Raw genomic sequence first — 23,857 nt, 5'->3', positions numbered from 1 at the left:
AAAGGCTGCCCACTTTGGGACAGCCTTTTTGGTTATTAATATTGAATTAAAGTTTTTACACTTAAATCGCCAAGTTTTGCACGGCCATTTAGTTCTTTTAGCTCGATTAGGAATGCACAGCCAACAACTTCTCCACCTAATTGTTGAATTAAGCGTACTGTTGCCTCGACTGTACCACCAGTAGCTAGTAAATCATCACAGATAAGTACTTTCTGACCTGGTTTGATGGCATCTTTATGCATTGTTAAAGTATCTTTACCATACTCTAAACCGTAATCTGCACTAATGACTTCACGTGGCAATTTTCCTGGTTTACGAACTGGCGCAAAGCCAATTTCAAGCGCATAGGCAACTGGGCAACCGATAATGAAACCACGTGCTTCAGGACCTACAATAATTTCTGCGCCTACTTCCTTAGCATAAGCTACGATTTGATCTGTTGCATATTTGTAAGCTGGACCGTTATCCATAATTGTTGTAATATCCTTGAAGCTGATGCCTTCTTTTGGCCAGTTCTCAACTGTTGTCACGTATTGCTTTAAATCCATAGTTCTTGCTCCTCCTACGAAACTGTATTCGCATATAAATTTAATCGTTCATCAAACCATTGCTTTAACTCTATATATGGCGCATAGACAAGTTTTTGCTCTATTTCAATCTGTTCAGAACGTTGTTTGTAAGACGGTGCCTCAGTTAATGCCGTTTTTGGCGCATTCACGTTGACAGTCGTCAGTCCACTCTCCATTCTAACAAAATTAAGCTCAAAAAACACCTGTGTCATAAATTTTAATGCTTCTAATGGCCAACCAGTATGTTTGGCTAAATCCGGTAAATGCATGTCTAGTGGGAATGCAGGACGTTGCTTTAAAAATTTATAGTACCACGCAAACTGCTCACGTGTAGGTATGCCATTAAAGTACTGGGAATCTGGCATGTAGAAATGGGCATAAATACGTGTAGGTGCTGTTTTGCTTAACACATTTTCTAATAATTGAACATTGTGCGGTAAATCTAGCAACACAATATAATCTGTTTGCTCTACATTGGACAGCTCAGCATCTACTAACTGAATTGACACACCAAGCAATGAATGATAATAGCTGATTGTCTCAGGACGAAACGCCAAAAAGACCGCTTCCTCTTTTGGTACCGTGTGTAACCATCGAGATGTTTGGCGTATGCCACGAATATCGAATAATTGCCACTCTGTCGTTTGAACATCTTCAATCATAAACTGAGGCTTTTTACGTCCTTGCCATTCATTAATTTGAAGATCGCCAGTAAACGACACTTTAATACCGTAAGTCAGCTCATGGTATAAATGACCTTTGTTAAATCCTACACTATCCAATTTTTCAAGACCGTCAGTTAATTCCATTTTAATGTGATTTTCTGCAGCACCAATTTTTCGCATCGATGCGATTTCCACATCCTCAAGTACATATACTGGCTTTGGAAAATCAGTGCCAAATGGACCGAGCATGGCAATTTCTTCAATAGCATCTGCGGAAATCTCATCAATTTTAAGTGGTATATCAATAGAAAGAACTGGTGTTAATTGCTCTTCGGTTAAACAAGCTCTTGCTTGCGCATCCAAGCGTGCGCGCAGTTCATCAACGTGCTCTAATGGCAATGTCATCCCCGCTGCCATCGGATGCCCGCCAAAATGCGGTAAAATATCTCTATTTTTCGCCAATTCATTGTATAAATGGAACCCTTCAATACTACGGGCTGATCCCTTTGCTGTCCCTTTCTCAAAATCTAGTGACAGTACAATTGTTGGACGATAATAAAGTTCAACAAGTCTAGATGCGACAATCCCTACAACACCAGCATTCCAGCCTTCCCCTGCAACAACTAACACAAGAGAATCACCAATTTTCTTATCTGCTTCAATGAAGGCAATCGCTTCATCGGTAATACTTTTCACAATATCTTTACGTTCTGCATTACATCCATTTAGTTGTTTGGCTAATGCTGTCGCCTTTGCTGTATCCTCTGCCATGAGCAACTCAACAGCTGGCGATGCTTCACCTAGACGCCCAACTGCATTTAAGCGCGGCCCAAAGTAAAAGCCGATTGTTTCCTCATTAATTGTAGCTTGTTCCGCACTTGCCACCTCACATAACGCTTGAATCCATGGACTAAGTGAACGACGCATTTCCTCAATGCCACGCTTTACAAGATAACGATTTTCATCCACTAACGGAACTAAATCTGCAACCGTACCAATTGCTACAAATTCAAATAAATGGGTTGGCAGCTCACCATAAAGGGCATGTGCTAATTTAAACGCCACGCCAACACCTGCTAACTCACCAAATGGATAATGTCCTTCAGGTACACGCGGATGTAAAATGATATCTGCTTGCGGTAACTCCTCCCCTGGCTCATGGTGATCTGTCACGATGACATCCATTCCAAGTTCTTTGGCCACTCGGATTGGCTCAATCCCAGAGATACCGTTATCAACCGTTAGTATTAATTGAACGCCCTCTTCATGAGCTTCACGAAATAATGCTTCACTCGGACCATAGCCATGTAAAAAGCGATTCGGTATTTTAAAGGACACATCTGCGCCAAGGTCTAGTAAGACATGGAGCATTACCGTCGTACTTGTTACACCATCCGCGTCATAGTCTCCGTACACTAATATTTTCTCGTTATTTTCAAGCGCTTGTTGAATGCGCGCTACCGCTTCTGCCATACCATGCATTAAAAATGGGTCGTGAATATTTGCTTCTGTCATATTTAATAAGCTTTCTGCATCAGCTGATGTTGTACAGCCTCGTGCTGCTAAAATTTTTGCCGCAATAGCAGAAAGTTGTAAGTCATTTTGTAATGTTTGGACAAGTTGTGCGTCTGGACGCTCGACCTGCCATCTTTTTTTTGATAAAATCATTTTCTCACTTCCTCACGAAGGCTATTATACCGAAAATCGCGCCAATACGCACTATTCACTAGCTTACTAGTTTATCCAAATTGCATCAATGTTCTAAGATAACGTTTTTTGCATCCATAATAAAAAGCCTACTCTAAAAAAGAGTAGACTCGGTGCCAGGCACGCAAACAATTCTCGCACAATTTGCTATAAAGGCGTTGACGTCTCAATCGTTCCTTTTGAGGCAGCGACTAATGCTTCGACCTTCGCAACGTTGCCTTTATGCAAGGCCTCTACTATTGTACTACCTACAATGACACCGTCCCCAAGTGCCCCCATGCTCACAACTTGTTGTGGTGTTGAAATACCAAAGCCAGCTAATACCGGTATGTGACACATCTCTCGCAGACGTTGAAAATGACCTTCTAAATCATCCGCAAAACTTGCACGTGCTCCCGTAATGCCGTTCACCGTTACAGCATAGACAAAGCCTTGACTAGCCGCTGCAATACGAGCAATTCGCTCTGGTGGACTTGTTAATGATACAAGCTGCACAATATCCACACCATGAGGATTTAACGTTTGACGCAGTATGGCACTTTCTTCAAGTGGTACGTCAGGGACGATTAATCCTTTGACACCCCCTGCCACACAAGCACTAGCAAATTGCTCTAAGCCATAAGCTAAAACAGGGTTAAAATAGGTCATCACGACTAATGGCACAGTAATTTCTTGACGGAATGATGCAAGTGTCTCTAAAACATTACGCAATGTTACACCTTCTGCTAATGCGCGCTCACCAGCCTGCTCAATAGTAGGACCGTCTGCAACAGGATCGGTAAAAGGAATTCCGATCTCAATAGCTGTTACCCCCATTTTTTGTAGCGACAAGATAGTAGGCTTTACTGTACTAAGTCCTCCATCCCCCGCCATAATATAGGGCACAAAAGCTTTATTCCCTGCATTTTTTACTTGTTCAATTGCCTGTTGTAAAGTTGTCATGATTGCTCACCTCCAAGTATTGCACGTACCGTATGGACATCCTTATCCCCGCGACCCGATAAACAAACAACAATAATATCATCTGCATCCATTTCTTGTGCAATCTTCGCAGTATAGGCAATGGCGTGAGCACTTTCTAATGCAGGTAATATCCCTTCCGTCCGACTTAGTAATTGTAAACCTTCAAGCGCCTCAGTATCTGTGATCGAATCAAACTTTGCTCGACCAATATCATGCAAATAACAATGTTCAGGCCCCTTACCTGGATAATCAAGGCCAGCCGAAATGGAATGAGCCTCCTGCACAAAACCATTGTCATCTTGCAGTAAATACATATACGCTCCGTGTAGAACGCCTAACTGCCCACCAGCAATAGCTGCTGCATGCTTTCCAGTGTCAATACCACTGCCAGCTGCTTCTACACCATATAATGCGACCGCTTCATCATCTACAAATGGATGGAACATGCCAATCGCATTGCTACCACCGCCTATACATGCGACTACTGCATCGGGTAAACGCCCTTCTTTTTCCAATATTTGCGTTCTTGTCTCCACACCAATGATCCGTTGGAAATCACGTACAATTTTTGGGAATGGATGTGGACCTAGAGCTGAACCTAAAATATAATGTGTATCTTCAACATTCGTCACCCAGTAACGTAGTGCAGCATTGACAGCATCTTTTAATGTTTTTGACCCTGTCTCTACAGACTCTACCTTTGTGCCAAGTAACTCCATACGGAAAACATTTAATTGCTGTCGTTTAATATCTTCTGCACCCATAAATACGACACATTCCAAATTCAATAAAGCACAAGCAGTCGCTGTCGCTACACCATGTTGCCCTGCACCTGTTTCCGCGACGATTTTCTTTTTTCCCATACGCTTAGCAAGAAGTGCTTGGCCAATCGCATTATTAATCTTATGTGCGCCTGTATGGTTTAAATCTTCACGTTTTAAATAAATTTTGGCACCACCAAGCTCATTCGTTAAATTTTCAGCAAAGTACAGTGGCGTCTCACGTCCTACATATTCCTTTAAGTAATATGCTAACTCGTTCGTAAATGCCTGATCTGCCATCGCTTCATCAAATGCTGCTTCTAATTCAATTAATGCTGTCATTAAAGTTTCTGGGACATACTGCCCACCAAATTTTCCGTAGCGCCCTTCCTTTGTTGGTACGCTATTTGCCAATGAATGCATTATACTCTCCCCCTCTTTACTGCTTGTAGAAATGCTGTTATTTTTGCTGTATCCTTACTACCCTCTGTTTCCACACCACTTGAAACATCTACCATAAAAGGTGATACGAGTGACAGTGCCTCTTGAATATTGTCTAATTTTAAACCACCAGCTAAAATTAGTTTATGTTGTGGAATACCAGCAGCTTCAAGTAATGTCCAATCAAATGTATGTCCACTACCACCTTTATAATCTGTGCCAGGTGCATCAAATAAGTAATAATCCACATCGTAGTTAGTAGCTGCCTGCACATCTTCAGCGCAATGCACAGACAAAGCCTTAATGGATGGATAGCCTTGTTGGATAATAAACTCTGGAGATTCCTCACCATGATACTGTACATAATCCAATGGCACAGTTAATACTGCCGAACGTAATTCTTCAGGCGTTGGATTGACAAAGACACCAATTTTCTTTATTCCATCGGGTACATGTTTGGCCAATTGTTGCGCTTGTTCAATGGTTACTTGACGTTTGCTTGGCGCAAAGACAAAACCGATGGCGTCTGCACCTGCCTGCACTGCGGCTTGCACATGCTGGACTTCTTTCAAACCACAAATTTTCACTTTCGTCATAGTGATGCACCTGCTTTATTTACTTGTAATTGTTGAAGTGCTACACCTGCATCGCCACTGCGCATTAATGACTCTCCTACAAGAACAGCACTTGCTCCCATCGCTGCAACCTTTTTGGCATCATCACTATGCCAAATTCCGCTCTCGCTAATAAGCATACGTTGCTCCCCAAATGGAAAGACTTTTGCAATTTCTCTTGTTCGCTCTAAATCCACTTCAAATGTACGCAAATCTCGGTTATTGACCCCAATTAGCTTTGCCCCAACAGCGAGTGCTCGTTCAAGCTCTTCAATATCGTGCACTTCGACTAATACTTCAAGACCTAAACTTGTGGCGAAGCGATATAAATCTTGTAACATTACATCGTCAAGTGCTGCAACGATAAGTAAAATGATTGATGCTCCAGCAGCCTTCGCAAAGCGAATTTGCACACGGTCAATCATAAAGTCTTTACACAGAAGTGGCGTTTGAACCGCCTTCGCAACGGCTGCTAAATCTTCAAACGAGCCTTGAAAAAACATTTTATCTGTTAAAACCGAAATGGCGGCTGCACCAGCTTGTGCATAAATTTTTGCCTGTTTTACTGGATTAGCGCCCTCTGCAATTAGACCTTTGGATGGAGATGCGCGTTTCATTTCGGCGATAACTTGTAACGTATCAGCAGACTTTAACGTTGCAAAAAGAGCGTTACGTTTTATCTCGTTGCAATTGGCTAATGGATCTGGTTGTGTAAGCAATGCGTCTACTTCTATTTTCTTCTGTTCAATTATTTTTGTTAATATATTCATAGCCCAATCTCCACTTCTTTTATTTTTTCACTAAAGGCAACAACTGCCTCTAATTTCTGCAATGCACGGCCGCTGAAAATACTATCTTTTGCCATTTCAACACCTTCTTGAACGGTTTGTGCTGTTCCTTGGCTGAACAGACCTATTGCGGCATTTAACAATACCGTATCGAAATAGGCACTTTGTTCACCAGCGAGTAATTTACGCATAATAGTTGCATTTTCATCAGCATTGCCACCGCGTATCGCTTCTAGGGGTGCATAGTGTAGCCCGACATCTTCTGCTGTTAAGGCAAATGGAATTAAGTCACCTTTATCTACTAAGATGGCTGTATTTTGACCGGCAAGTGATGCTTCATCTAACCCTTTCGGACCAGAAACGACAATCGCCCGCTCCCGTCCAAGCATTTGTAAAACAGAGGCATATTCCATTACAAAGTTGGGACGATTAATGCCCGTAAATTGTGTGGCTAAAGGGACGGGATTTGTCAGTGGGCCGACAAGATTAAAAATAGTAGGCTTTCCTAAGGCACGTCGTACTTCCCCAATACGTTTTAATTTCGGATGGACATTTGGAGCATATAAAAAGGCAATTCCTTCTGTTTCTAAAAGTGTCAGTGTTTGTTCAATCGATATATTCGTATGAATACCTAAAGCCTCTAACACATCTGCACTACCTGATGCAGAAGAAATCTTGCGATTCCCGTGCTTCGCCATTTTAACGCCTGCTCCTGCCAAGACAAAGGCTGATGCAGTACTAATATTAAATGTATTTAAGCCGTCTCCTCCTGTACCACAGTTATCCATATAAACCCCAGCTTCTGCTGGCACTTGGAGCGCAAACGAACGCATTACTGTTGCTAATGCTGCAACTTCATGTGCCGTTTCACCCTTTGCAGATAAGGCTATTAAAAATTTAGCGATAGCATCTTTTGGCGTCTCCTGTTGGAACATCCATTGAGCTGCTTCAATCATTTCTTCATACATTAAATGCTGTCGTTGCTGTACCTTTTGTTGTATACTGTCCATCATTTAGCCCCACCTTCATATTCTAAATGTTGTAAAAACAACTGTTGTTCTGCTGTTACTTGTGTCAATACACTGCCGACATTTGAATATTTAGTTACCATAACAGCGGATTGTGTATGCATCTTTTCGTTTTCCACTACAATGGATTTGCCTGTTAATGAAAAATCTAAATGCCCATTAAACCCTATAAATCCAATAGCTCCACCAAAAACACCTGCTGTTTGAGCTGTTTTTTCTACTGTTTGCTCGTTTGCGATATTAATAGCTGCGAATGTTGGCATCATAGCAGCCAATACATCTACTGCATGAAGCATCGGTAAGCGCTGCCCCTCCAGACGTGATGTCATATGCATTGCTTGCTTTGACCGCTCAATTTTCATCGTTTCAACTAGCTTGATAGAATCAGGGAAACAAACAGTGGCTAGTTTTTGTTGTACAGCCGAAACAAGACTTGCATGCGATTTCCTTACCTCAGCATTTTCATATAGCTGACGTTCATTATCTAAATCTTCTACGTTTGTTGCACCTCGTGCACAAGAGCCTTCAGTTGGCGTCGCAATGACATGTTCATCTTGTACTCGAACTAAACTTTCAGGTGATGTTCCCAGCACAATATGATCATCGAAAGTGACAAAATACATGTACGGCGCAGGCGTTTTTTTACGTAATTGGCGATAGAGCGCCAATGCATCTCCTTGTATATTGGCAATAAAGCGTTTGGACAGGACAACACGTGTATGCTCTTCGCTTAACGTCTTAGTTAACGATGTCACAGTGGATTCAAGTTCTTGATTTGATAGCGTTGTTAGTCCATCGTAACTCCATGAAGTATCCTCCCCTTCATTGCCCGTTAACAACTGGTGAGCTAGCTCCTCTAAATTTGGCTCTTTTTTTTCTGCATCGATGTTCGTATGAATGCAAGTCACCTCATCCGTTAGATGGTCAAACACAATAATGGTTTCATAGACATGGAAATGAACATCTGGTAGTTCTAACATTCCTTGATGATTTAAAACGATGTTCGTTGCATTACTACCAATATAACCAACGGCACCACCTGAAAAAGGAAATTCGGTTGTATTAGAAATACGTGGCATCAAGCGCTTCAACAGTACAAAAAGATCACCTTTATGTGTATACGTTTTTCCTGTTTTATAGGAATATTCCTCTATCTCATCGCCCACACCTTTATAGGTTTTTCGTGGATTTGCGCCGATAAAAGAATAACGTCCTGCGCCTTCATGCTGTGCTGAACTCTCCAGTAAAAATTTATGGGTGCCTTGCAAGCGTCTAAAAATTAAGATTGGTGTTAATGAATCCCCATTGATTGTTTTCATCTTTGTTCTTGAACTGGTTGTTTGCATATCGACAAAACCCCTTTATTAAAATAAATTTTCATATACGAGTTGGGAAAAGCATCAAAACAAAACAAAAAAGCCCTCTGCAAAAAGGAAAATTCCTAATTACAGAGGACGATCATGACCGCGTTGCCACCTCATATTAGAGCTAAAAAGCTCTCACTTATGTGCTTCAACCATTTTATCGTAAATTAAATCAATCGCTGTGGTTTCAGGCGAAGGATTTTCAGGCATGCGCCTAATCAACAGCTGTGTAACACAACCGTCATGATGGAAGCACCCCCGATAACGTGGGGAATCCGTTTGCTATTATATAGCAACTCTCATAAGTCCATTCACATAAGCTACAAATCAGTTTACACCGACCACTGACTCTCTACATTGCACACTTATGCTACTACTCTTATTCAACAATTTCTCAGCTATTCTCATCTATGCTCTGCTCATCTGTTCTAAGGTCGATCTCGCTCCCGAGACCTTCTACCATATACCGAACGAAAAGTTAGCCTTATTCTATGCCAACCTACAATAATTGTCAACCAATTCTGATAAAAAGATTAAAAAGCAGCTTATTTCTATTCGCATTTGTTAGTGAATTATAAGCACTATCACTTCAATTTTTATAGGACTTATTGATTTGTGTTACTGCGCTGCTTGCTTCCTTTGGGCACTCCTCCGTTGCGTTTGGTGTCTTACGTCTCATGTTGTTCCGCAAGAGTCGAGCAAATCTTCACTTCAATTCATTTAAACTTTGCCCATTCATTAAGTAGGAGTTGATATTGACCAACAAGGTCTCCTATTTGTCACAGTTTACCTTTATTTAGTAATCTTTTTGCATAAAGCTTCAGCACGCAGGAAAAATCAACAGCAGTATTTTCAATAATTAAAATAAAACGGACTGTAGACAAACGTGAAAACCCCGGAGTTTGTCTACACCCCGAAACCACCAGTTTTACTAGTCATCTTGATTATTTTCTTGAAGTTTAACTTTATAATTTTTATATAACAGAGCAATTAACATGAGCACTGCCAATATCAAGAATACTATTAGAAATATGCTTGTAGTTACCTCTATTTCATTATTAATGATTAGAAAACCGGTTGTTAACCCAATCATTATGCCCAAAAACATCATAAAAAAGTTTGCTTTTATAATAAATTCACCCTCTTTCTCTGTATATAACAAGAAAGACTATCAAATTAATTAGAGAGATTTTTTCTAATTTATCCAACATATACTTTTGCTTGAGCGGTTCTGTTTGGATCCCAATAGTATTTCGTTAATTTCATAACTTTCTTAAAATCACCACCGTTAGGATAATAACAATTATAATATTCTATTGCCCCATACATCGTATTAGGTGCTTTAATGGCTTCTAACATACCGACAATTAAACCTAATGGAATCGTAATTCTAGGGTCTTTAATTTCAACTGATGCTATAGACCAAGGGAGACCATTTATCAATCCATTAACATAATTGTATGGTGTAGTATCAAATTCTTGTTTATACCAAAAAACGCAATTTTCCTCTTGTGGTATAGCATATTGAATAAATTTTGGAGTTTGCTGAGATTTAAGAAGTTCAAGTAGACATGCGGCTTCATATACTAATTTTCCATCTTCATCCATCAATTCTTTATTTACAAAAATATTTTTTCTATACTCTATGTATCCGGATTCTGTAGTTTTAGTTGAAGCAGAAACTTCTTCAACTAAAATATTTACAAGAGGTAGAAATACTAATATCCCAAAAAAGGTTATAAAGGTAATACTCTTACGCATAAAATAAGCCCCCCTTTTTTTATTTAAAATTTAGCAAAACCTTTTTTAAAAATCAATTGATACTCTAAGAATATATAAATTAGTCTGCTTTTTAGTAGTAAATGGAGATTCTTAATTAATAGCTAAAACAAAGATTGGGCGGCATGAAGGTCTTTTTCAAAAAAAGAGCCATCTCAACTGATGTTGAGATGGCTCTTTTAAGTATTTATTAAACAGTCGGCTCGTCTGTTCCCCATTGTTTTTTCTCTTTTTTACGCAGTTGACCATCTGATTTTTTCATCTCACGTACTTTTAATGAGTACCAGATTTGGGCTGCGATACAGATAGAAGAATACATACCTGTAATTAAACCGATTAACAATGCGATAGAGAACGTTTCAATAGATGGTGCACCGAAAATAAGGAGTGACACGACTACGATAATTACAGTTAACACCGTATTCACCGAACGTCCCATCGTTTGACGCAACGATTTATTAACAATGTTCGCTAATACTTCACGGTCTTTAATTGTATCATATTGCGCTAAGTTTTCACGCATCCGGTCAAATGTAACAATTGTATCGTTAATGGAGTAACCAACAATTGTCAGTACGGCAGCAATAAACGTAATATCCACTTCTAAGCGCATAAAGCTAAAGACAGCAATAATTAAGAATACATCATGTAGCAGTGACATAATCGCACCTACACCCATACGCCATTCAAATCGAATGGCTACATAAATGATAATCCCAAGTGCAGCAAGTGATAATGCTTTAATCGCATTTTTCACTAGCTCTTCACCAATAGTTGGAGATACAGTACTTACCCCAGGCTCATGGCCGTATTTTTCTCCTGCTACCTTTTTGAATTTTAAAATGTCACTTTGTGATAAGTCATCTTTATAGCGAATAACCGCCATGTTCTTTTTCTCACCTGAAAGCACGATATCATCAGATGGGAAACCGATGCTAGTCACATATTTTGAAACTTCTTCTTTCGTTAAAGTTTGATCTGCTTCAATTTGCACGCGCGTACCACTTACGAAGTCAATACCAAGATTTAAGCGGAAAATGCCTAGCACAACAATCCCTGCTACAAAAATAGCTAGCGAGAACGTATAGAACTTTTTACGGTTGTGTACAAAGTCAAAACGATCAAATTTTGTTGATAAATTTAATGTGCTGATTTTTTCATTCAAATTATGTTGTTTCGATTTTGGAATACCAAACCATGCTGGATTATTGAAGTAACCACTATTTACAAGTAACCCTAGTAGTACACGTGAACCCCACACAGCCGTTAGGAAGCTTAGTAAAATACTAATGATTAATGTTGTTGCAAATCCTTTAACAGAGCTTGTTCCCCAATGAAACAGTACTGCTGCAGCTAATAAAGTTGTTAACTGTGCATCGACAATCGCTGATAATGATTGTTTAGAACCAATTTGAAAGGCTTGTTTAGTAGAATAACCTACTCGAAGCTCTTCTCGAATACGTTCTGCCGCTAGAATATTCGCATCCACAGCCATCCCTATTCCGAGCACAATCGCTGCAATACCTGGCAATGTCAATACGGCATTAATCCAGTCGAACACAACAAGAACTAAGAATGTAAAAATAGCAAGAGTAATGATTGAGATAAAGCCCGGTAAACGGTAGTAGAATAGCATAAATAGGAAAATAACGATTACGCCTACAATACCTGCAAACACTGTACTTTTCAATGCTTGGTCACCGAATTGTGCGCCCACTGATGTAGAATAAATCTCATCAAGTTTCACAGGAAGTGCACCAGCATTTAAAATGCCTGCTAAATTTTTAGTTTCTTCAACTGTAAAATTACCGCTGATCATAACATCCGTTGTATTTAATGTTTGGCTCACTGTTGCTGCAGATGCATAGCGAGGCTTCGCTTTTTGTGATTCCGCTTTATAAGAATCGACACCCTCTTCAAAGTCTAACCATACAACAAGTAAATTTTGACCTTGTGGTTTGGCAGCAATTTTACTTGTAATATCTGCAAATTTTTTCGCATCTTTTAACGTTAGCGAAACAATTGGACGGTTTTGTTGGTCAAAGGAATCCGTCGCACCATCAGCTTTTAAATCATCACCATCTAGTAGTAAATTATCATCGACATCACGGAATGTTAAATTCGCAGATGTAGATAGCATTTTACGAGCAGATTCTTGGTCTTCAACCCCCGCTAATTGCACACGAATACGGTTTTTGTCTTCAACCTGAATGCTTGGTTCACTTACGCCAAGCTCGTTGACACGTCTACCCAGTGCAGTTGACGTTGCGGTTACAACTTCCGGTGTGATTTTTTGTCCTTCTTTTAATTCTTTGACCTCATAAAGTACCTCAAACCCGCCTTGTAAATCAAGACCAAGCTTAATGTCCTTTAAGATGTCTTGTGCAGTCGTACCCATGGTAGAAAAAAACAGCACCATAAGTAGCACGAATGCAACAATTCGACTTCTTAATTTCATCTATAAATCCTCCTCGAATTGGTGCAAGGGCATCCCTTACACTGCAAACAAGTATACTAGCAATACCTTTTGAAGCGTGTATTCCTCCTTTTCCTTTAGAATTATGTAGCTCGTGCTTCAAAAGGTTTGCTTTACTTATTTCAATCGTTCAATAACGCGCAAATTCCGTACCAATAGAAGATGCGTCTTCCATTTCATTATGAATAGTAAGCGGAACAATTATGTAGGGAAAGCAAAGTCCCTTACAATCTTTTACAGCCTTTTTTTCGACATGGCTTGTACAAAGTAAAAAAGCGCAACACACTCATTATGAAACACGTTGCGCTTGGTGTCAATTCAACACTGTAGTATTCTTATTAATCTTTTACAGAAACGACATATTCTTCTTGTGTTTTTAATGGCCCAAGCAATGATTTTAATTCCTCGGTGTTTATTTCTGCAAACCAATTATCACTTTGTAAAAACTCTACTTGATTGAATGATACAATATCAGACGGCGATACTGCAAATATAGTTGCGATAATTTCATATAATCGTAATTGCTCAACATTTTTTTTGCGCCATTTTTTTTCTACACAATAACGCCATAATTCTTCTGCGGAAATCGCATCATATTTATAATACTTAAACTCTGCAATCTTACTATCAATTGCCGGACGAATTTTTTCAAATAGTTGTGCATGTTGCATACTCATTTTGAATCATCTCCAATCAAAGTTGTATCGTAAGAAGTGTTTGCATACAAATAGTGTAAATGAATTTTTGCGGCTTGAGAAGGGACGGATGGCATGAGTTCTTTTGTACGAGGTACACTATTTTTAATGTTTGTTATTTTTTTATCTAAACTTTTTGGCTTCTTTTATAGAATGCAGTTTATGCGCATTGCTGGTGAAGAAGCAGTCGGTATTTATATGACCGCCTATCCTGCATTTATTTTCTTCATCTCACTCATTCAACTTGGACTACCTATCGCTGTAGCAAAAATTGTGGCAGAATTACTAGCAAAAAATAAACGTGAAAGCATTTTTGGCGTGATGCGTACGGCAATCATTTGGTCATTTATTGGCATGATTGTTTTTATGCCACTTTTAGCACTAACAATACCTTATATTTCTACTACTCTGTTACATAATGAACAAACAACATTTACACTTTGGATTGCACTGTTTGCCGTGCCTGTTTCGGTCGGTTCAGGATTGCTCCGCGCTTATTTACAGGGCGTTGCTAAAATTACACCAACTGCTTGGGCACAAATGCTTGAACAAGTTGTCCGCATCGGCTTTATTACCTTTATGCTACCATTGGTTGCAGCTTATAATAATGCTTCCATAACGGCGGCTTCTGCTATGGGTATCACCCTTTTAGCTGAAGTTGTTGCGTTCCTGTATTTATGGCTACATTACGCCGTTTCAAAGAGGAGATTATTACCAAAGAAAAGCAAAGTGGAGTCTTATCCAGCTTCACCAATGCTTCGGGTAGCCATCCCATCTGCAGGAAGCAAACTATTTGGCTCCTTCACTTGGTTTTTAGAACCGATTATTTTTTTAAAAGCATTAACGATGGCAGGATTAACGGCCTCTGCCGCTACTATTTTATATGGGGTCATTTCAGGTGTTTTAGTGCCCTTGCTACTATTCCCAGCCTTTGTGTCTACAGCACTTTCTATTGTCCTTATTCCTGCTGTTAGTGATGCTGTTGCACGCCAACACAATGCGCTTTTACAGGAACGTATTTCCGTTTCGTTGCGCTTATCTTCTTTAGTAGGCTGCATTGCCGCCACATATTTTTTCGTTCACGGTGATGAGCTAGCCATGAAATTATTTCATCTAGAAGAAAACCGAGGCTATGTGAAAATTTTAGCACCTATATTTTATTTTTATTATATTCAAAGTCCATTACATTCCATTTTGCAGGCCGTTGGTGAGGCGCGCGCTGCCATGATGAACTCCATTTATGGTGGACTCGGTAAACTATTCGTTATGTTTGTACTGGCCTCTCAACCTGGCATCCAAGAAAAAGGAGCTGTTGTAGCCATTGGCTTCGGCGTTTTACTTACATCATTCTTGCATATTGCTACGGTCAGACAGCGCAAAAATTTACGCGCCGGCTTCCGTATGTTTGTTGTCCCTTATAGTTGCTTCATTGCCGTTTGTATTGCCCAATATTTCTTTATGCAAATACTGCCACTACCTTTTATTTTAAGTAGTTGTGTCACGTTATTTTTACTATTTACGTTATTATTAATGTCCAATCAATTGCGTTTTACAGATTTCCACTATATTCGGAAATTAGCGAAGAAGGTCTAATGTTCCTTCAATTGAATATGAAGTCGATTGTCCTCCCATATACAAAAGAACACGGTACTACTATCATGAATATTACTTTTAGCTAACTCATCCATTAACCATTTTTCATCTTTATGGATAAGCATTAAATGTCGGTCTTGGATATCACCATCGATAATAAGCGGATAGACAAAAGCCTTTTCATCTTTTTTATAAACGGAAAGATTACCAGAAGGCTCTAAATAGGCATAAGCTATTTCCGTAACAGAGGAGATGCCATTTTCACGTAGTTGCTGGCAAAGGTCATCTAAATTATAGCGCTGTTTTCGCATCTCGCTTTCTTGGATAATTCCATCTTTGACAAGCAGAGCTGGATCGCCATCAACTAAATCACGTATTTTCTTATTCTTCAACGATAAATAAGCACTCAATATTTGAATAAAGAGCAAAATAATAATCGGTAAAATAGCATTAAATAATGGGTTTTCATAATCATCTAGCGCAAAGGCAGCTACTTCTGCAATCAAGACGAAAACGACTAAATCGATAACAGATAGTTCACCGACTTCTCGCTTGCCCATTAATCGAAAAACAATAAGTATAAAAACATATAAAAAGCATGTCCTAAAAATAATTGCTAAATATTCTTCCATACGAACACCCCCACTCTATCAAGGTGACCGTATCTGTTGCTTTTTATACAAAAAAGTGTGGCAAAATTATACGCATTTCGACATAGCCTTTAAAATGGCAAAGGCGTTGTCCAAAGGTTATTTGGGACAACGCCTAATCATATTAAACTTGATCATTTACGACACGTCCAATTGCTTGACGGTCAAATTTAACGCGCACATTATCAGCGATTACTAAAGTGACAGCTGTGTCCTCAATTGAGTCGATAACACCATGTAAGCCACCGATTGTAATAACTTTATCTCCACGCTGTAAGCTACTTTGCATATTTTGCGTTTCCTGCTGTCTTTTTTTTGCAGGACGGATTAAAATGAACCACATCGCCACGAACATCAATATGATCGGTGCAAATCCTAATATTGATTCCATATTCAAAATGCTAGCCCCCTTTCCAAATCTCACTTTTTTAGTATAGACTATTTCACCCTAAAAAAGCGATGAACAAGCCCAAAATTTTTCTATATTATCAATAGTTTTTCTATAACAGGTAAATTTTCGCTAAGCGCCATTCCAATTTTAGAAGTTTTTTGCATTCGGTCCATTAAAACCGTATTTTTCGAAAAATTCTTCTCGGAAATCACCTAGACGATCCTCACGAATGGCCTCACGCACTTGCTCCATTAACTTCAGTAAAAAATGTAAATTATGATAAGAAGTTAAACGAATACCAAATGTTTCTTCCGTGCGAATTAAATGACGCACATATGCACGTGAATAGTTTTTACAAGTATAGCAATCACAATTCGGATCGATTGGACCAAAATCACGGGCATACTTAGCGTTTTTAACAACTAAACGACCTTCAGACGTCATTAATGTACCATTACGGGCAATTCTTGTCGGTAATACACAGTCAAACATATCAATGCCTCGAATAGCGCCGTCAATGAGAGAATCTGGAGAACCTACACCCATTAAATAGCGCGGCTTATTTGTCGGCATTAACGGTGTTGTAAACTCTAGCACTCGATTCATCACATCTTTCGGTTCGCCTACTGAAAGGCCCCCAATTGCATAGCCTGGAAAATCGAGTTCTACTAACGCTTCCGCAGAACGACGTCGTAATTCTTCGTATTCTCCACCTTGAATAATACCAAATAATCCTTGCTCTTCTGGACGAGCATGTGCTTCTTTGCATCGCTTTGCCCAACGAGTCGTTCTATCAACGGATTTGAGCATATAGTCATATGTTGCCGGGTAGGGCGGACATTCATCGAACGCCATCATAATATCCGAGCCTAAATCATTTTGAATTTCCATCGCCTTTTCTGGACTTAAAAACAGCTTATCCCCATTTAAATGATTACGGAAGTGCACACCTTCCTCTTCAATTTTACGGAATTGACTTAACGAGAATACTTGGAAGCCACCTGAATCCGTTAAAATTGGGCGATCCCAATTCATAAACTTATGCAGGCCACCTGCTTCCTTCACAATATCATTACCTGGACGCAGCCATAAATGGTACGTATTTGAAAGAATAATGCCTGCATTCATTTCTTTTAATTCTTCTGGAGACATTGTTTTAACAGTTGCTTGTGTCCCTACAGGCATAAATGCTGGTGTTTCAAAAGAGCCATGTGGTGTATGGACAATGCCAAGACGTGCTCCTGTTTGCTTACATGTATGAAGTAGTTCATAACGAATTGCTGGTTGTGTCATAAAATGTTAAATCCTCTCTTATCTAAAGTAAAAACAGTACTCCGATTTCTTGCTTGATTATGCTATTGAACAAATCAAAATCCTGTTGCATCTCTTATGATGATGCAACAGAAGTGAATTATTTTTGTAAACTAGGACGTATAAACATAGCATCACCAAAGCTAAAGAAGCGATATTTTTCTTCTACTGCTTGATGGTAGGCGCTTAAAATCGTATCTTTCGTCGCAAGTGTACTGACAAGCATTACTAATGTTGACTTTGGTAAATGGAAGTTTGTAATTAAACCATCCACCACTGTAAATTGATAGCCTGGATAAATAAAAATAGATGTCCATCCTTGCTCTGCGCGGACTTCTCCATATTTAGAACCAATTGTTTCAAGTGTTCGAGTAGATGTTGTACCAACAGCAATGACATGTCCGCCATTTGCTTTTACACGGTTAATCGTAGCCGCAGCTTCTTCTGTCACACTATAAAATTCAGCGTGCATTTCATGGTTTTCGATCGAATCTACACTTACTGGACGGAAAGTTCCAAGTCCAACATGTAGTGTAATAAAAACAATCTCGACACCTTTTGCTCGTACTTGCTCTAATAATTCTTGTGTAAAATGAAGACCAGCTGTAGGTGCCGCTGCCGAGCCACGTTCTTTCGCATAGACAGTCTGATAACGCTCACTATCATCTAATTTTTCGCGAATATATGGAGGTAATGGCATTTCGCCAAGTTGCTCTAAAATTTCATAGAAAATGCCTTCATATTTGAATTCAAACATACGACCACCGTGGTCTAACTCTGCTGTACAAGTTGCTGTTAGTAAACCGTCTCCAAATGTGACAACGGTACCTACTTTAACACGTTTCGCTGGTTTTACAAGTGTTTCCCATTCATCCGTTCCAGCCGTTTGCTTTAAGAGCAATACTTCAATATGGGCACCCGTTTCTTCTTTTACACCCATTAAACGAGCAGGTAATACTCTTGTATCATTCAGTACTAGACAGTCACCAGCATGTAACTCCTCTAAAATATGAGCAAAATGATGATGCTCGACTTTCTCTGAGCCCGGTGTCACAACCATTAACCGACTTGCCGTACGATCGACAAGGGGCGTTTGTGCGATAAGCTCCTCTGGTAATTCAAAATCAAAATCTTCTACACGCATGAAAAAAACTTCCTTCTTTTATGTTTGTTGTGGATAATCATATCCAAAATGTTCGTAAGCCAGATGCGTTGCGACACGTCCACGCGGTGTACGTTGAATAAAGCCAATCTGCATTAAATATGGCTCGTACACATCTTCTATCGTCACACGTTCTTCACCAATGGAAGCAGCAAGTGTATCTAAGCCTACTGGGCCACCACTGAAGCGCTCAATCATATTGGTCACAAGCTTATGGTCAATATGGTCAAGCCCTCTAGGATCCACTTGTAAAAGCTCTAGCGCTTGCTTAGCAAGGTCCTCCGTTATCATACCATCTCCAAGCACTTGTGCATAATCTCGCACTCGTTTCAGTAAACGGTTAGCAATACGTGGTGTACCACGAGAACGTCTCGCCATTTCGCCTGCCGCTATTTGCTCAATATCCACATCAAATAAATGGGCACTTCTAACGACAATTTCAGCAAGTGACGTATTATCGTAATACTCTAAACGTAGCAGTACACCAAATCGATCTCGTAGCGGGGCTGATAACGCACCGGCTCTTGTCGTTGCACCAACAAGCGTAAAAGGTGGCAATTCAAGACGAACCGAACGCGCTTCCGGTCCCTTTCCAACAACAATATCTAAGCAAAAATCCTCCATAGCTGGATATAGCACTTCTTCAATTGCACGTGGAAGACGATGAATCTCATCAATAAACAATACATCCCCAGGCTCCAACGAGCTTAAAATCGCGGCTAAATCTCCTGGACGCTCAATGGCAGGACCACTCGTCATACGAACATTAACATTCATTTCATTTGCAATAACCGCGGCTAATGTCGTCTTTCCCAATCCAGGAGGACCATATAATAGTACATGATCTAAACTTTCCTGCCGAAGCTTTGCCGCTTCAATGAAAATTTGTAAATTTTCTTTCACCTTTTGCTGCCCAATATATTGTGCTAATCTTTGAGGTCTAAGAGATAATTCAAATTGTTCATCATAACGGCCAGCTTCACTCGCTATCATACGTTCCGACATGTACCTGCCTCCCTTCTATTATTTCAGCTTTAATAACAACTGCAATGCTTGCTTCATATACGCATCTGTTGTTTCCAGCTTGTCATTATCTTCTAGTTGTGGTCGGATTTTATCGAGTTCTTTTTCCGAGTATCCGAGAGCCATTAATGCTAGAATGGCTTCTTCTAGTTCATGTTTATATGGATTAACGCCGAATAAAGGCAGCTCATCTTCCGAACTAGGTAGTTCCATTGTGTCTAGTAAAGATCCAAGTTTACCTTTTAAATCTAGAATCATTTGACGCGCCGTCTTTTTGCCAACACCTGGAAATTTCACTAAAAACGTTTCATCTTCTCGTTCAATGGCACCGATAACTTGTTGCGGGTTACCGGTCGCTAAGATTGCTAGTGCACCTTTAGGTCCAATGCCTGACACTAAAATTAATTTTCGGAATAACTCTCGTTGGTCTAAATTCGGAAAACCATACAGCACTTGTGCATCTTCCCGAACATGCAAGTGTACGTAAATTTGTTGTTCAGCTGCCGACGCACGAAATACAAATGGGTTCGGTGTATTCAATTGCCAACCTATCCCTTGTTGCTCAAGCACGACATATTCTGGCGTAATACGCACTACTTGACCTTTTAAATAATCATACATAGTATATCCCTCACATTCATCGTCTTCGATTATAGCATATAGCGAACGAATGCTCGACTATATGCAATAGCAATAGTGCCGATTCCATGCAAAAATGACCGCCTCGGGGACGGTCATCTCTTCATCACTCTATCAATATCGTACCACAGTTTCGGCCAGTATGTTAGCGCTCGCTTAGTAAATGGTATCAAATAATCTAAAAATACTAGCTGTTGTTCTAAAGGTAAATCTATAGCAAATAACCATTCTCGCAACAGCTCATTTGGAAACTTTAAACGATGGAACTTCCTTTTATCTAACCGTTCAAGCGCTGGCAATTCTCTTAAAATACTAGCAAGATCATAATCTACTGCGGGCAACACGCGATGCAGCCATAATATATACTCATCATCCGCTTCTCCGAGATGGGCTAAGTCAAAATCGATTAAACGTAATTCACCATCTGTACACCATAAAAAGTTATGGTGCACAACATCACCATGCAATAGCGTGATGTCTTTTTCCGGCACATCTTCTAGTTCCATTAACTGCAAAGCCTTTTCGCTAAAATGAATAATTTGCTCCACTTCTTCTCTCGTTAAAAATGCTCGCAAGTCATTTCGCCTACTTTTAAAACGCATATGACGCATCTGCCATTTTAAAAGCTGAGAAAAGGTATGCAAACCTGGTACTCGTTGCCACGCAATTTTTTGGTTCGTGTCATGCAAATCGATTAATAGCTTTAAAGATTGTTCCCTATCTTTTTTATAAGCAAAATTCGCACTATGACTTCCCTCTTGCCACATTTGAACAATGAGTTGATCATCATCACTTTTTACTAACGGCAGGACGAGTGAGGGTTCTAGTCGTCCCAAATGGCGATGAATTGCCCTCACTTTATCCGCTATTTGTAACTGCTTTGCTCGTTTTACAAAATAATGTTTAGATTGATATTTATACTTCCAAATATTAGGCTTTACTTCCTCGACAATATAGGCTTTTTTACCATCGATAAGGCGTCATCCCGCCTGGGAAAAAGTGCGGTGACATCCATGGTCCAGCTGAACATGGTGGCGGACAATGGCATGGGTCAAATTGCCAATTCGGCATCATTACCGGCTGAGAGCCACATCCACAAGATTGCCCCATTCCGTGCTGTGCGCCGCATCCACAAGATTGATTCATTGGCATCATTGGCATCATTGGCATTTGCTCAAATTGAGGTTGCATTTGTCCGGCATTCGGATTAAAGAATGGTGATGTGCTCGATTCTAGGAAATTTTCTCCTCCAACCGCATTAGCTGGCATTGCACAATGCATCGGTTGTTGTTGAGGCATTGCACATGGCATCGGTTGCTGTTGAGGCATTACACATGGCATCGGTTGCTGCGGCATTGTGTAAGCCTCTATTTGTGGTTGCATTGGCATATGCCACCACATTTGATGATGCACTGGCTGATGGCAACTAGAACAATGAGGCACCATCGGCATATGCGGTACATGTTGAACTGGTGGCGCTGGTGCTGGTGCTGGTGGTGGCGGCGGTGGTGGTGGTGGCGGTGCTGGTTGTGCTACTGGTGGTGCTGGTATAGGTGCCGGTTGCTGCGGCATTACTAATTGTTGATTCCAGCTAAGTTCTACTGGCTGTGGCACCCACATCGGTTGCTGTGGTTGCGGCATCGGCATTGGCATCGGCATCGGGAATGGTATTGGTATCATTTGCGGCTCTGGCATCGGCATCGGTGCTGGTGGTTGAACCACAATCGGAGGTGGTGCCGGCATCGGCTTTTGCACCTCTTTTTTTACACTTTCCTTACTTGGCCTTGTTTGAGTAGTAGGCATCTCTTTATGGACTTGTGTTTCCTTATGTGTTTCTTTATGAGTTTCCTTATTTATTTTTTCAGGCAAAATAATTTCCATGCCCGGAACAATATAATCAGGGTTGGCAAGATGGGCATTGAGTCGTTTTAAATCCTCAAATGAAATACCGTACTCCTTCGCAATCTTCCACAATGTATCTCCCTTTTGAACAATATGAATACGCAATTTTTTCCTCCCTTCCTCTCTACGTATCATATGTTCAATGTTTCATTTGGATACAAAAAATTCACGCATGGTGGAAATGCTTCATGGTACACTAATGCATAAGGAATACTACTTCCTTTATTACACGGCAGAGGTGATCTTTTATGAAAAAAATGTTAGGCGAGGAACGCCGACTGCAACTTCTAGAACTGCTAAAAAAAAGCAACACACCTATTACTGGGACAGACTTCGCTAAATTTGCAAATGTTTCTAGACAAGTTATTGTGAATGATATGACATTATTAAAGGCTAGAAACGAACCAATCATTGCAACAAGCCAAGGCTATATTTATATGCACCAAGAGCAACTCAATCAAACTGTTGAACGCACGATCCCTTGTTTTCACACACCTGAAGACGCCAAAGACGAATTGTTAACTATCGTGGACTGCGGTGGTACGGTTAAAAATGTGATTGTTGAGCACCCCATCTACGGAGAAATTACCGCTTCTTTAATGGTCTCCAACCGTCATGATGTCGATAAATTTGTACAACGTGTAGACGACACACAAGCCAATTACTTATCTGCACTTACAGGCGGCACACACCTTCATGTTATTTCCGCTCCATCCATGGAAATTTTAGACTTAATAGAGCAGTCCCTACAAAAAAAAGGCTATCTAATCACAGATCAATAATTGGCGTGCCAGACACGCAAACAATTCTGAAAATTTAAACGCAAAAATCCACTCCGATTTCCATACAGCACAACGTAAGCAGCCAGCTAGCACATAGCTTGTAGCGACTTACGTTCCTGTAGAATTCGCAGTGGATTTTTTGTGCTGATTATCGTTGTTCCAGAAAACGCTCGCGTTGTGATGGTGAAGGTAATAAACAAGCTTGCTTTTGGCCAAAAAGACGATAGCGATTTTTAGCAAAAAGTTGATAGGCAGTGTTTCGTATACAAGGTGGTATAGCAATCAACACATAAAACACAGGCCATAAGCCATCTAAGTGTCTAGTAATGTTAAGTGCTGCCGTCGATTCAACGTATACTTTTCCTTGCTCAATGTAAATCACACTATTTATATTTGCTGGTACCTTGTATTGTTCAAGAAGTGCTTGACCAACTTCACTTTGAATCGAAGCAAATTTAAAAAACGCCGCTCGGTCACGTTTAATAATAAATTGCACACTACTATTACAAAAATTACAAATGCCATCAAATAATATAATGCCACCCACATCAATC

General features: G+C 40.0%; 22 protein-coding genes and 1 other annotated feature. Of the genes, 2 read left to right on the top strand and 20 right to left on the bottom strand.

The annotated features are described in order from the left end of the window. Nucleotides 1-35 precede the first annotated feature (35 nt). The 11 genes from LS41612_RS07430 to LS41612_RS07375 all read right to left on the bottom strand — a co-directional run bounded on the left by LS41612_RS07430 (nt 36) and on the right by LS41612_RS07375 (nt 13,832). Nucleotides 36-548, bottom strand: a complete 513-nt coding sequence (locus LS41612_RS07430; protein WP_024363155.1) for an adenine phosphoribosyltransferase — start codon at nt 546-548, stop codon at nt 36-38. A gap of 14 nt (nt 549-562) precedes the next feature. Then, on the bottom strand, nt 563-2,902 hold the full coding sequence (recJ, locus tag LS41612_RS07425) for a single-stranded-DNA-specific exonuclease RecJ (protein ID WP_029747278.1): 2,340 nt from the start codon (nt 2,900-2,902) through the stop codon (nt 563-565). 186 nt (nt 2,903-3,088) lie between these two features. Continuing rightward, nucleotides 3,089-3,883, bottom strand: a complete 795-nt coding sequence (trpA, locus tag LS41612_RS07420) for a tryptophan synthase subunit alpha (protein ID WP_024363156.1) — start codon at nt 3,881-3,883, stop codon at nt 3,089-3,091. Beyond that, the gene (gene trpB / locus LS41612_RS07415; RefSeq protein ID WP_024363157.1) at nt 3,880-5,088 is read right to left on the bottom strand and encodes a tryptophan synthase subunit beta; all 1,209 of its coding nucleotides are present in this window, start codon (nt 5,086-5,088) and stop codon (nt 3,880-3,882) included. The genes trpA and trpB overlap by 4 nt, the downstream gene beginning before the upstream one ends. Then, nucleotides 5,088-5,702 carry a phosphoribosylanthranilate isomerase gene (locus LS41612_RS07410; RefSeq protein WP_024363158.1) on the bottom strand — a complete coding sequence of 205 codons (615 nt, stop codon included), beginning with the start codon at nt 5,700-5,702 and terminating at the stop codon, nt 5,088-5,090. Before LS41612_RS07410 ends, trpB begins: the two co-directional genes overlap by 1 nt. Continuing rightward, on the bottom strand, nt 5,699-6,490 hold the full coding sequence (gene trpC / locus LS41612_RS07405; RefSeq protein WP_024363159.1) for an indole-3-glycerol phosphate synthase TrpC: 792 nt from the start codon (nt 6,488-6,490) through the stop codon (nt 5,699-5,701). The genes LS41612_RS07410 and trpC overlap by 4 nt, the downstream gene beginning before the upstream one ends. Continuing rightward, on the bottom strand, nt 6,487-7,518 hold the full coding sequence (trpD, locus tag LS41612_RS07400) for an anthranilate phosphoribosyltransferase (protein WP_024363160.1): 1,032 nt from the start codon (nt 7,516-7,518) through the stop codon (nt 6,487-6,489). Before trpD ends, trpC begins: the two co-directional genes overlap by 4 nt. Beyond that, a complete protein-coding gene (locus tag LS41612_RS07395; protein ID WP_024363161.1) occupies nt 7,518-8,882 on the bottom strand; it encodes a chorismate-binding protein in 1,365 nt (454 codons plus the stop codon). Before LS41612_RS07395 ends, trpD begins: the two co-directional genes overlap by 1 nt. 101 nt (nt 8,883-8,983) lie before the next feature. Beyond that, nucleotides 8,984-9,296 (bottom strand) — a binding site (T-box leader). 804 nt (nt 9,297-10,100) lie between these two features. Further along, a complete protein-coding gene (locus LS41612_RS07385; RefSeq protein WP_024363163.1) occupies nt 10,101-10,661 on the bottom strand; it encodes a hypothetical protein in 561 nt (186 codons plus the stop codon). 208 nt (nt 10,662-10,869) lie between these two features. Next, nucleotides 10,870-13,137: a protein translocase subunit SecDF gene (gene secDF / locus LS41612_RS07380; protein ID WP_024363164.1), complete on the bottom strand. Its 2,268-nt coding sequence runs from the start codon at nt 13,135-13,137 to the stop codon at nt 10,870-10,872. Nucleotides 13,138-13,493: 356 nt separating this feature from the next. Then, nucleotides 13,494-13,832: a post-transcriptional regulator gene (locus LS41612_RS07375; RefSeq protein ID WP_024363165.1), complete on the bottom strand. Its 339-nt coding sequence runs from the start codon at nt 13,830-13,832 to the stop codon at nt 13,494-13,496. Nucleotides 13,833-13,925: 93 nt separating this feature from the next. Here LS41612_RS07375 and LS41612_RS07370 point away from each other — a divergent pair, with 93 nt between their 5' ends. Then, entirely contained in the window at nt 13,926-15,443 is a 1,518-nt protein-coding gene (locus LS41612_RS07370) for a putative polysaccharide biosynthesis protein (protein WP_024363166.1), read from the top strand. Here LS41612_RS07370 and LS41612_RS07365 read toward each other — a convergent pair. From LS41612_RS07365 to LS41612_RS07330, 8 genes are all read right to left on the bottom strand, one after another. After that, complete coding sequence (locus LS41612_RS07365; protein WP_024363167.1) at nt 15,440-16,075, bottom strand: DUF421 domain-containing protein; 636 nt, start codon at nt 16,073-16,075, stop codon at nt 15,440-15,442. The two genes, LS41612_RS07370 and LS41612_RS07365, sit on opposite strands and share 4 nt — an antisense overlap. A gap of 142 nt (nt 16,076-16,217) precedes the next feature. Continuing rightward, nucleotides 16,218-16,484, bottom strand: coding sequence for a preprotein translocase subunit YajC (yajC, locus tag LS41612_RS07360; protein WP_024363168.1), 267 nt, complete (start codon nt 16,482-16,484; stop codon nt 16,218-16,220). Between the two features lie 147 nt (nt 16,485-16,631). Continuing rightward, a complete protein-coding gene (tgt, locus tag LS41612_RS07355) occupies nt 16,632-17,777 on the bottom strand; it encodes a tRNA guanosine(34) transglycosylase Tgt (protein ID WP_024363169.1) in 1,146 nt (381 codons plus the stop codon). 118 nt (nt 17,778-17,895) lie between these two features. Next, nucleotides 17,896-18,939, bottom strand: a complete 1,044-nt coding sequence (gene queA / locus LS41612_RS07350; RefSeq protein WP_024363170.1) for a tRNA preQ1(34) S-adenosylmethionine ribosyltransferase-isomerase QueA — start codon at nt 18,937-18,939, stop codon at nt 17,896-17,898. 18 nt (nt 18,940-18,957) lie between these two features. Beyond that, complete coding sequence (gene ruvB / locus LS41612_RS07345; RefSeq protein ID WP_024363171.1) at nt 18,958-19,962, bottom strand: Holliday junction branch migration DNA helicase RuvB; 1,005 nt, start codon at nt 19,960-19,962, stop codon at nt 18,958-18,960. Nucleotides 19,963-19,980: 18 nt separating this feature from the next. Continuing rightward, on the bottom strand, nt 19,981-20,601 hold the full coding sequence (gene ruvA, locus LS41612_RS07340) for a Holliday junction branch migration protein RuvA (protein ID WP_024363172.1): 621 nt from the start codon (nt 20,599-20,601) through the stop codon (nt 19,981-19,983). A 113-nt stretch (nt 20,602-20,714) separates the two neighbouring features. Beyond that, nucleotides 20,715-21,548, bottom strand: a complete 834-nt coding sequence (locus tag LS41612_RS07335; protein ID WP_051147745.1) for a phosphotransferase — start codon at nt 21,546-21,548, stop codon at nt 20,715-20,717. Between the two features lie 34 nt (nt 21,549-21,582). After that, nucleotides 21,583-22,626 carry a LysM peptidoglycan-binding domain-containing protein gene (locus LS41612_RS07330; RefSeq protein WP_024363174.1) on the bottom strand — a complete coding sequence of 348 codons (1,044 nt, stop codon included), beginning with the start codon at nt 22,624-22,626 and terminating at the stop codon, nt 21,583-21,585. A gap of 143 nt (nt 22,627-22,769) precedes the next feature. On the opposite strand from LS41612_RS07330, the gene LS41612_RS07325 reads away from it, so the two are divergent. Continuing rightward, nucleotides 22,770-23,303, top strand: a complete 534-nt coding sequence (locus tag LS41612_RS07325; RefSeq protein ID WP_024363175.1) for a transcription repressor NadR — start codon at nt 22,770-22,772, stop codon at nt 23,301-23,303. Between the two features lie 148 nt (nt 23,304-23,451). Here the strand turns inward: LS41612_RS07325 and LS41612_RS07320 are convergent, their stop codons facing one another. Beyond that, nucleotides 23,452-23,850 (bottom strand): thiol-disulfide oxidoreductase DCC family protein, encoded by a 399-nt coding sequence (locus tag LS41612_RS07320; protein WP_024363176.1) that lies wholly within the window; start codon nt 23,848-23,850, stop codon nt 23,452-23,454. Nucleotides 23,851-23,857 lie beyond the last annotated feature (7 nt).

Origin of the sequence: Lysinibacillus sphaericus (assembly GCF_002982115.1) — a bacterium.
Classification (GTDB): Bacteria; Bacillota; Bacilli; order Bacillales_A; family Planococcaceae; genus Lysinibacillus; species Lysinibacillus sphaericus.
The sequence above is the reverse complement of the archived record's forward strand: the minus strand, read 5'-3'. Positions and strand labels throughout refer to the sequence as shown.

Coding starts and splice junctions, on each gene's coding strand:
- queA (WP_024363170.1), bottom strand. CDS start 18,939: ATGCGTGTAGAAGATTTTGATTTTGAATTACCAGAGGAGCTTATCGCA.
- trpC (WP_024363159.1), bottom strand. CDS start 6,490: ATGAATATATTAACAAAAATAATTGAACAGAAGAAAATAGAAGTAGAC.
- trpB (WP_024363157.1), bottom strand. CDS start 5,088: ATGCATTCATTGGCAAATAGCGTACCAACAAAGGAAGGGCGCTACGGA.
- LS41612_RS07370 (WP_024363166.1), top strand. CDS start 13,926: ATGAGTTCTTTTGTACGAGGTACACTATTTTTAATGTTTGTTATTTTT.
- ruvB (WP_024363171.1), bottom strand. CDS start 19,962: ATGTCGGAACGTATGATAGCGAGTGAAGCTGGCCGTTATGATGAACAA.
- LS41612_RS07430 (WP_024363155.1), bottom strand. CDS start 548: ATGGATTTAAAGCAATACGTGACAACAGTTGAGAACTGGCCAAAAGAA.
- tgt (WP_024363169.1), bottom strand. CDS start 17,777: ATGACACAACCAGCAATTCGTTATGAACTACTTCATACATGTAAGCAA.
- trpA (WP_024363156.1), bottom strand. CDS start 3,883: ATGACAACTTTACAACAGGCAATTGAACAAGTAAAAAATGCAGGGAAT.
- trpD (WP_024363160.1), bottom strand. CDS start 7,518: ATGGACAGTATACAACAAAAGGTACAGCAACGACAGCATTTAATGTAT.
- ruvA (WP_024363172.1), bottom strand. CDS start 20,601: ATGTATGATTATTTAAAAGGTCAAGTAGTGCGTATTACGCCAGAATAT.
- secDF (WP_024363164.1), bottom strand. CDS start 13,137: ATGAAATTAAGAAGTCGAATTGTTGCATTCGTGCTACTTATGGTGCTG.
- LS41612_RS07365 (WP_024363167.1), bottom strand. CDS start 16,075: ATGGAAGAATATTTAGCAATTATTTTTAGGACATGCTTTTTATATGTT.
- LS41612_RS07395 (WP_024363161.1), bottom strand. CDS start 8,882: ATGCAAACAACCAGTTCAAGAACAAAGATGAAAACAATCAATGGGGAT.
- recJ (WP_029747278.1), bottom strand. CDS start 2,902: ATGATTTTATCAAAAAAAAGATGGCAGGTCGAGCGTCCAGACGCACAA.
- LS41612_RS07375 (WP_024363165.1), bottom strand. CDS start 13,832: ATGAGTATGCAACATGCACAACTATTTGAAAAAATTCGTCCGGCAATT.
- yajC (WP_024363168.1), bottom strand. CDS start 16,484: ATGGAATCAATATTAGGATTTGCACCGATCATATTGATGTTCGTGGCG.
- LS41612_RS07410 (WP_024363158.1), bottom strand. CDS start 5,702: ATGACGAAAGTGAAAATTTGTGGTTTGAAAGAAGTCCAGCATGTGCAA.
- LS41612_RS07385 (WP_024363163.1), bottom strand. CDS start 10,661: ATGCGTAAGAGTATTACCTTTATAACCTTTTTTGGGATATTAGTATTT.
- LS41612_RS07325 (WP_024363175.1), top strand. CDS start 22,770: ATGAAAAAAATGTTAGGCGAGGAACGCCGACTGCAACTTCTAGAACTG.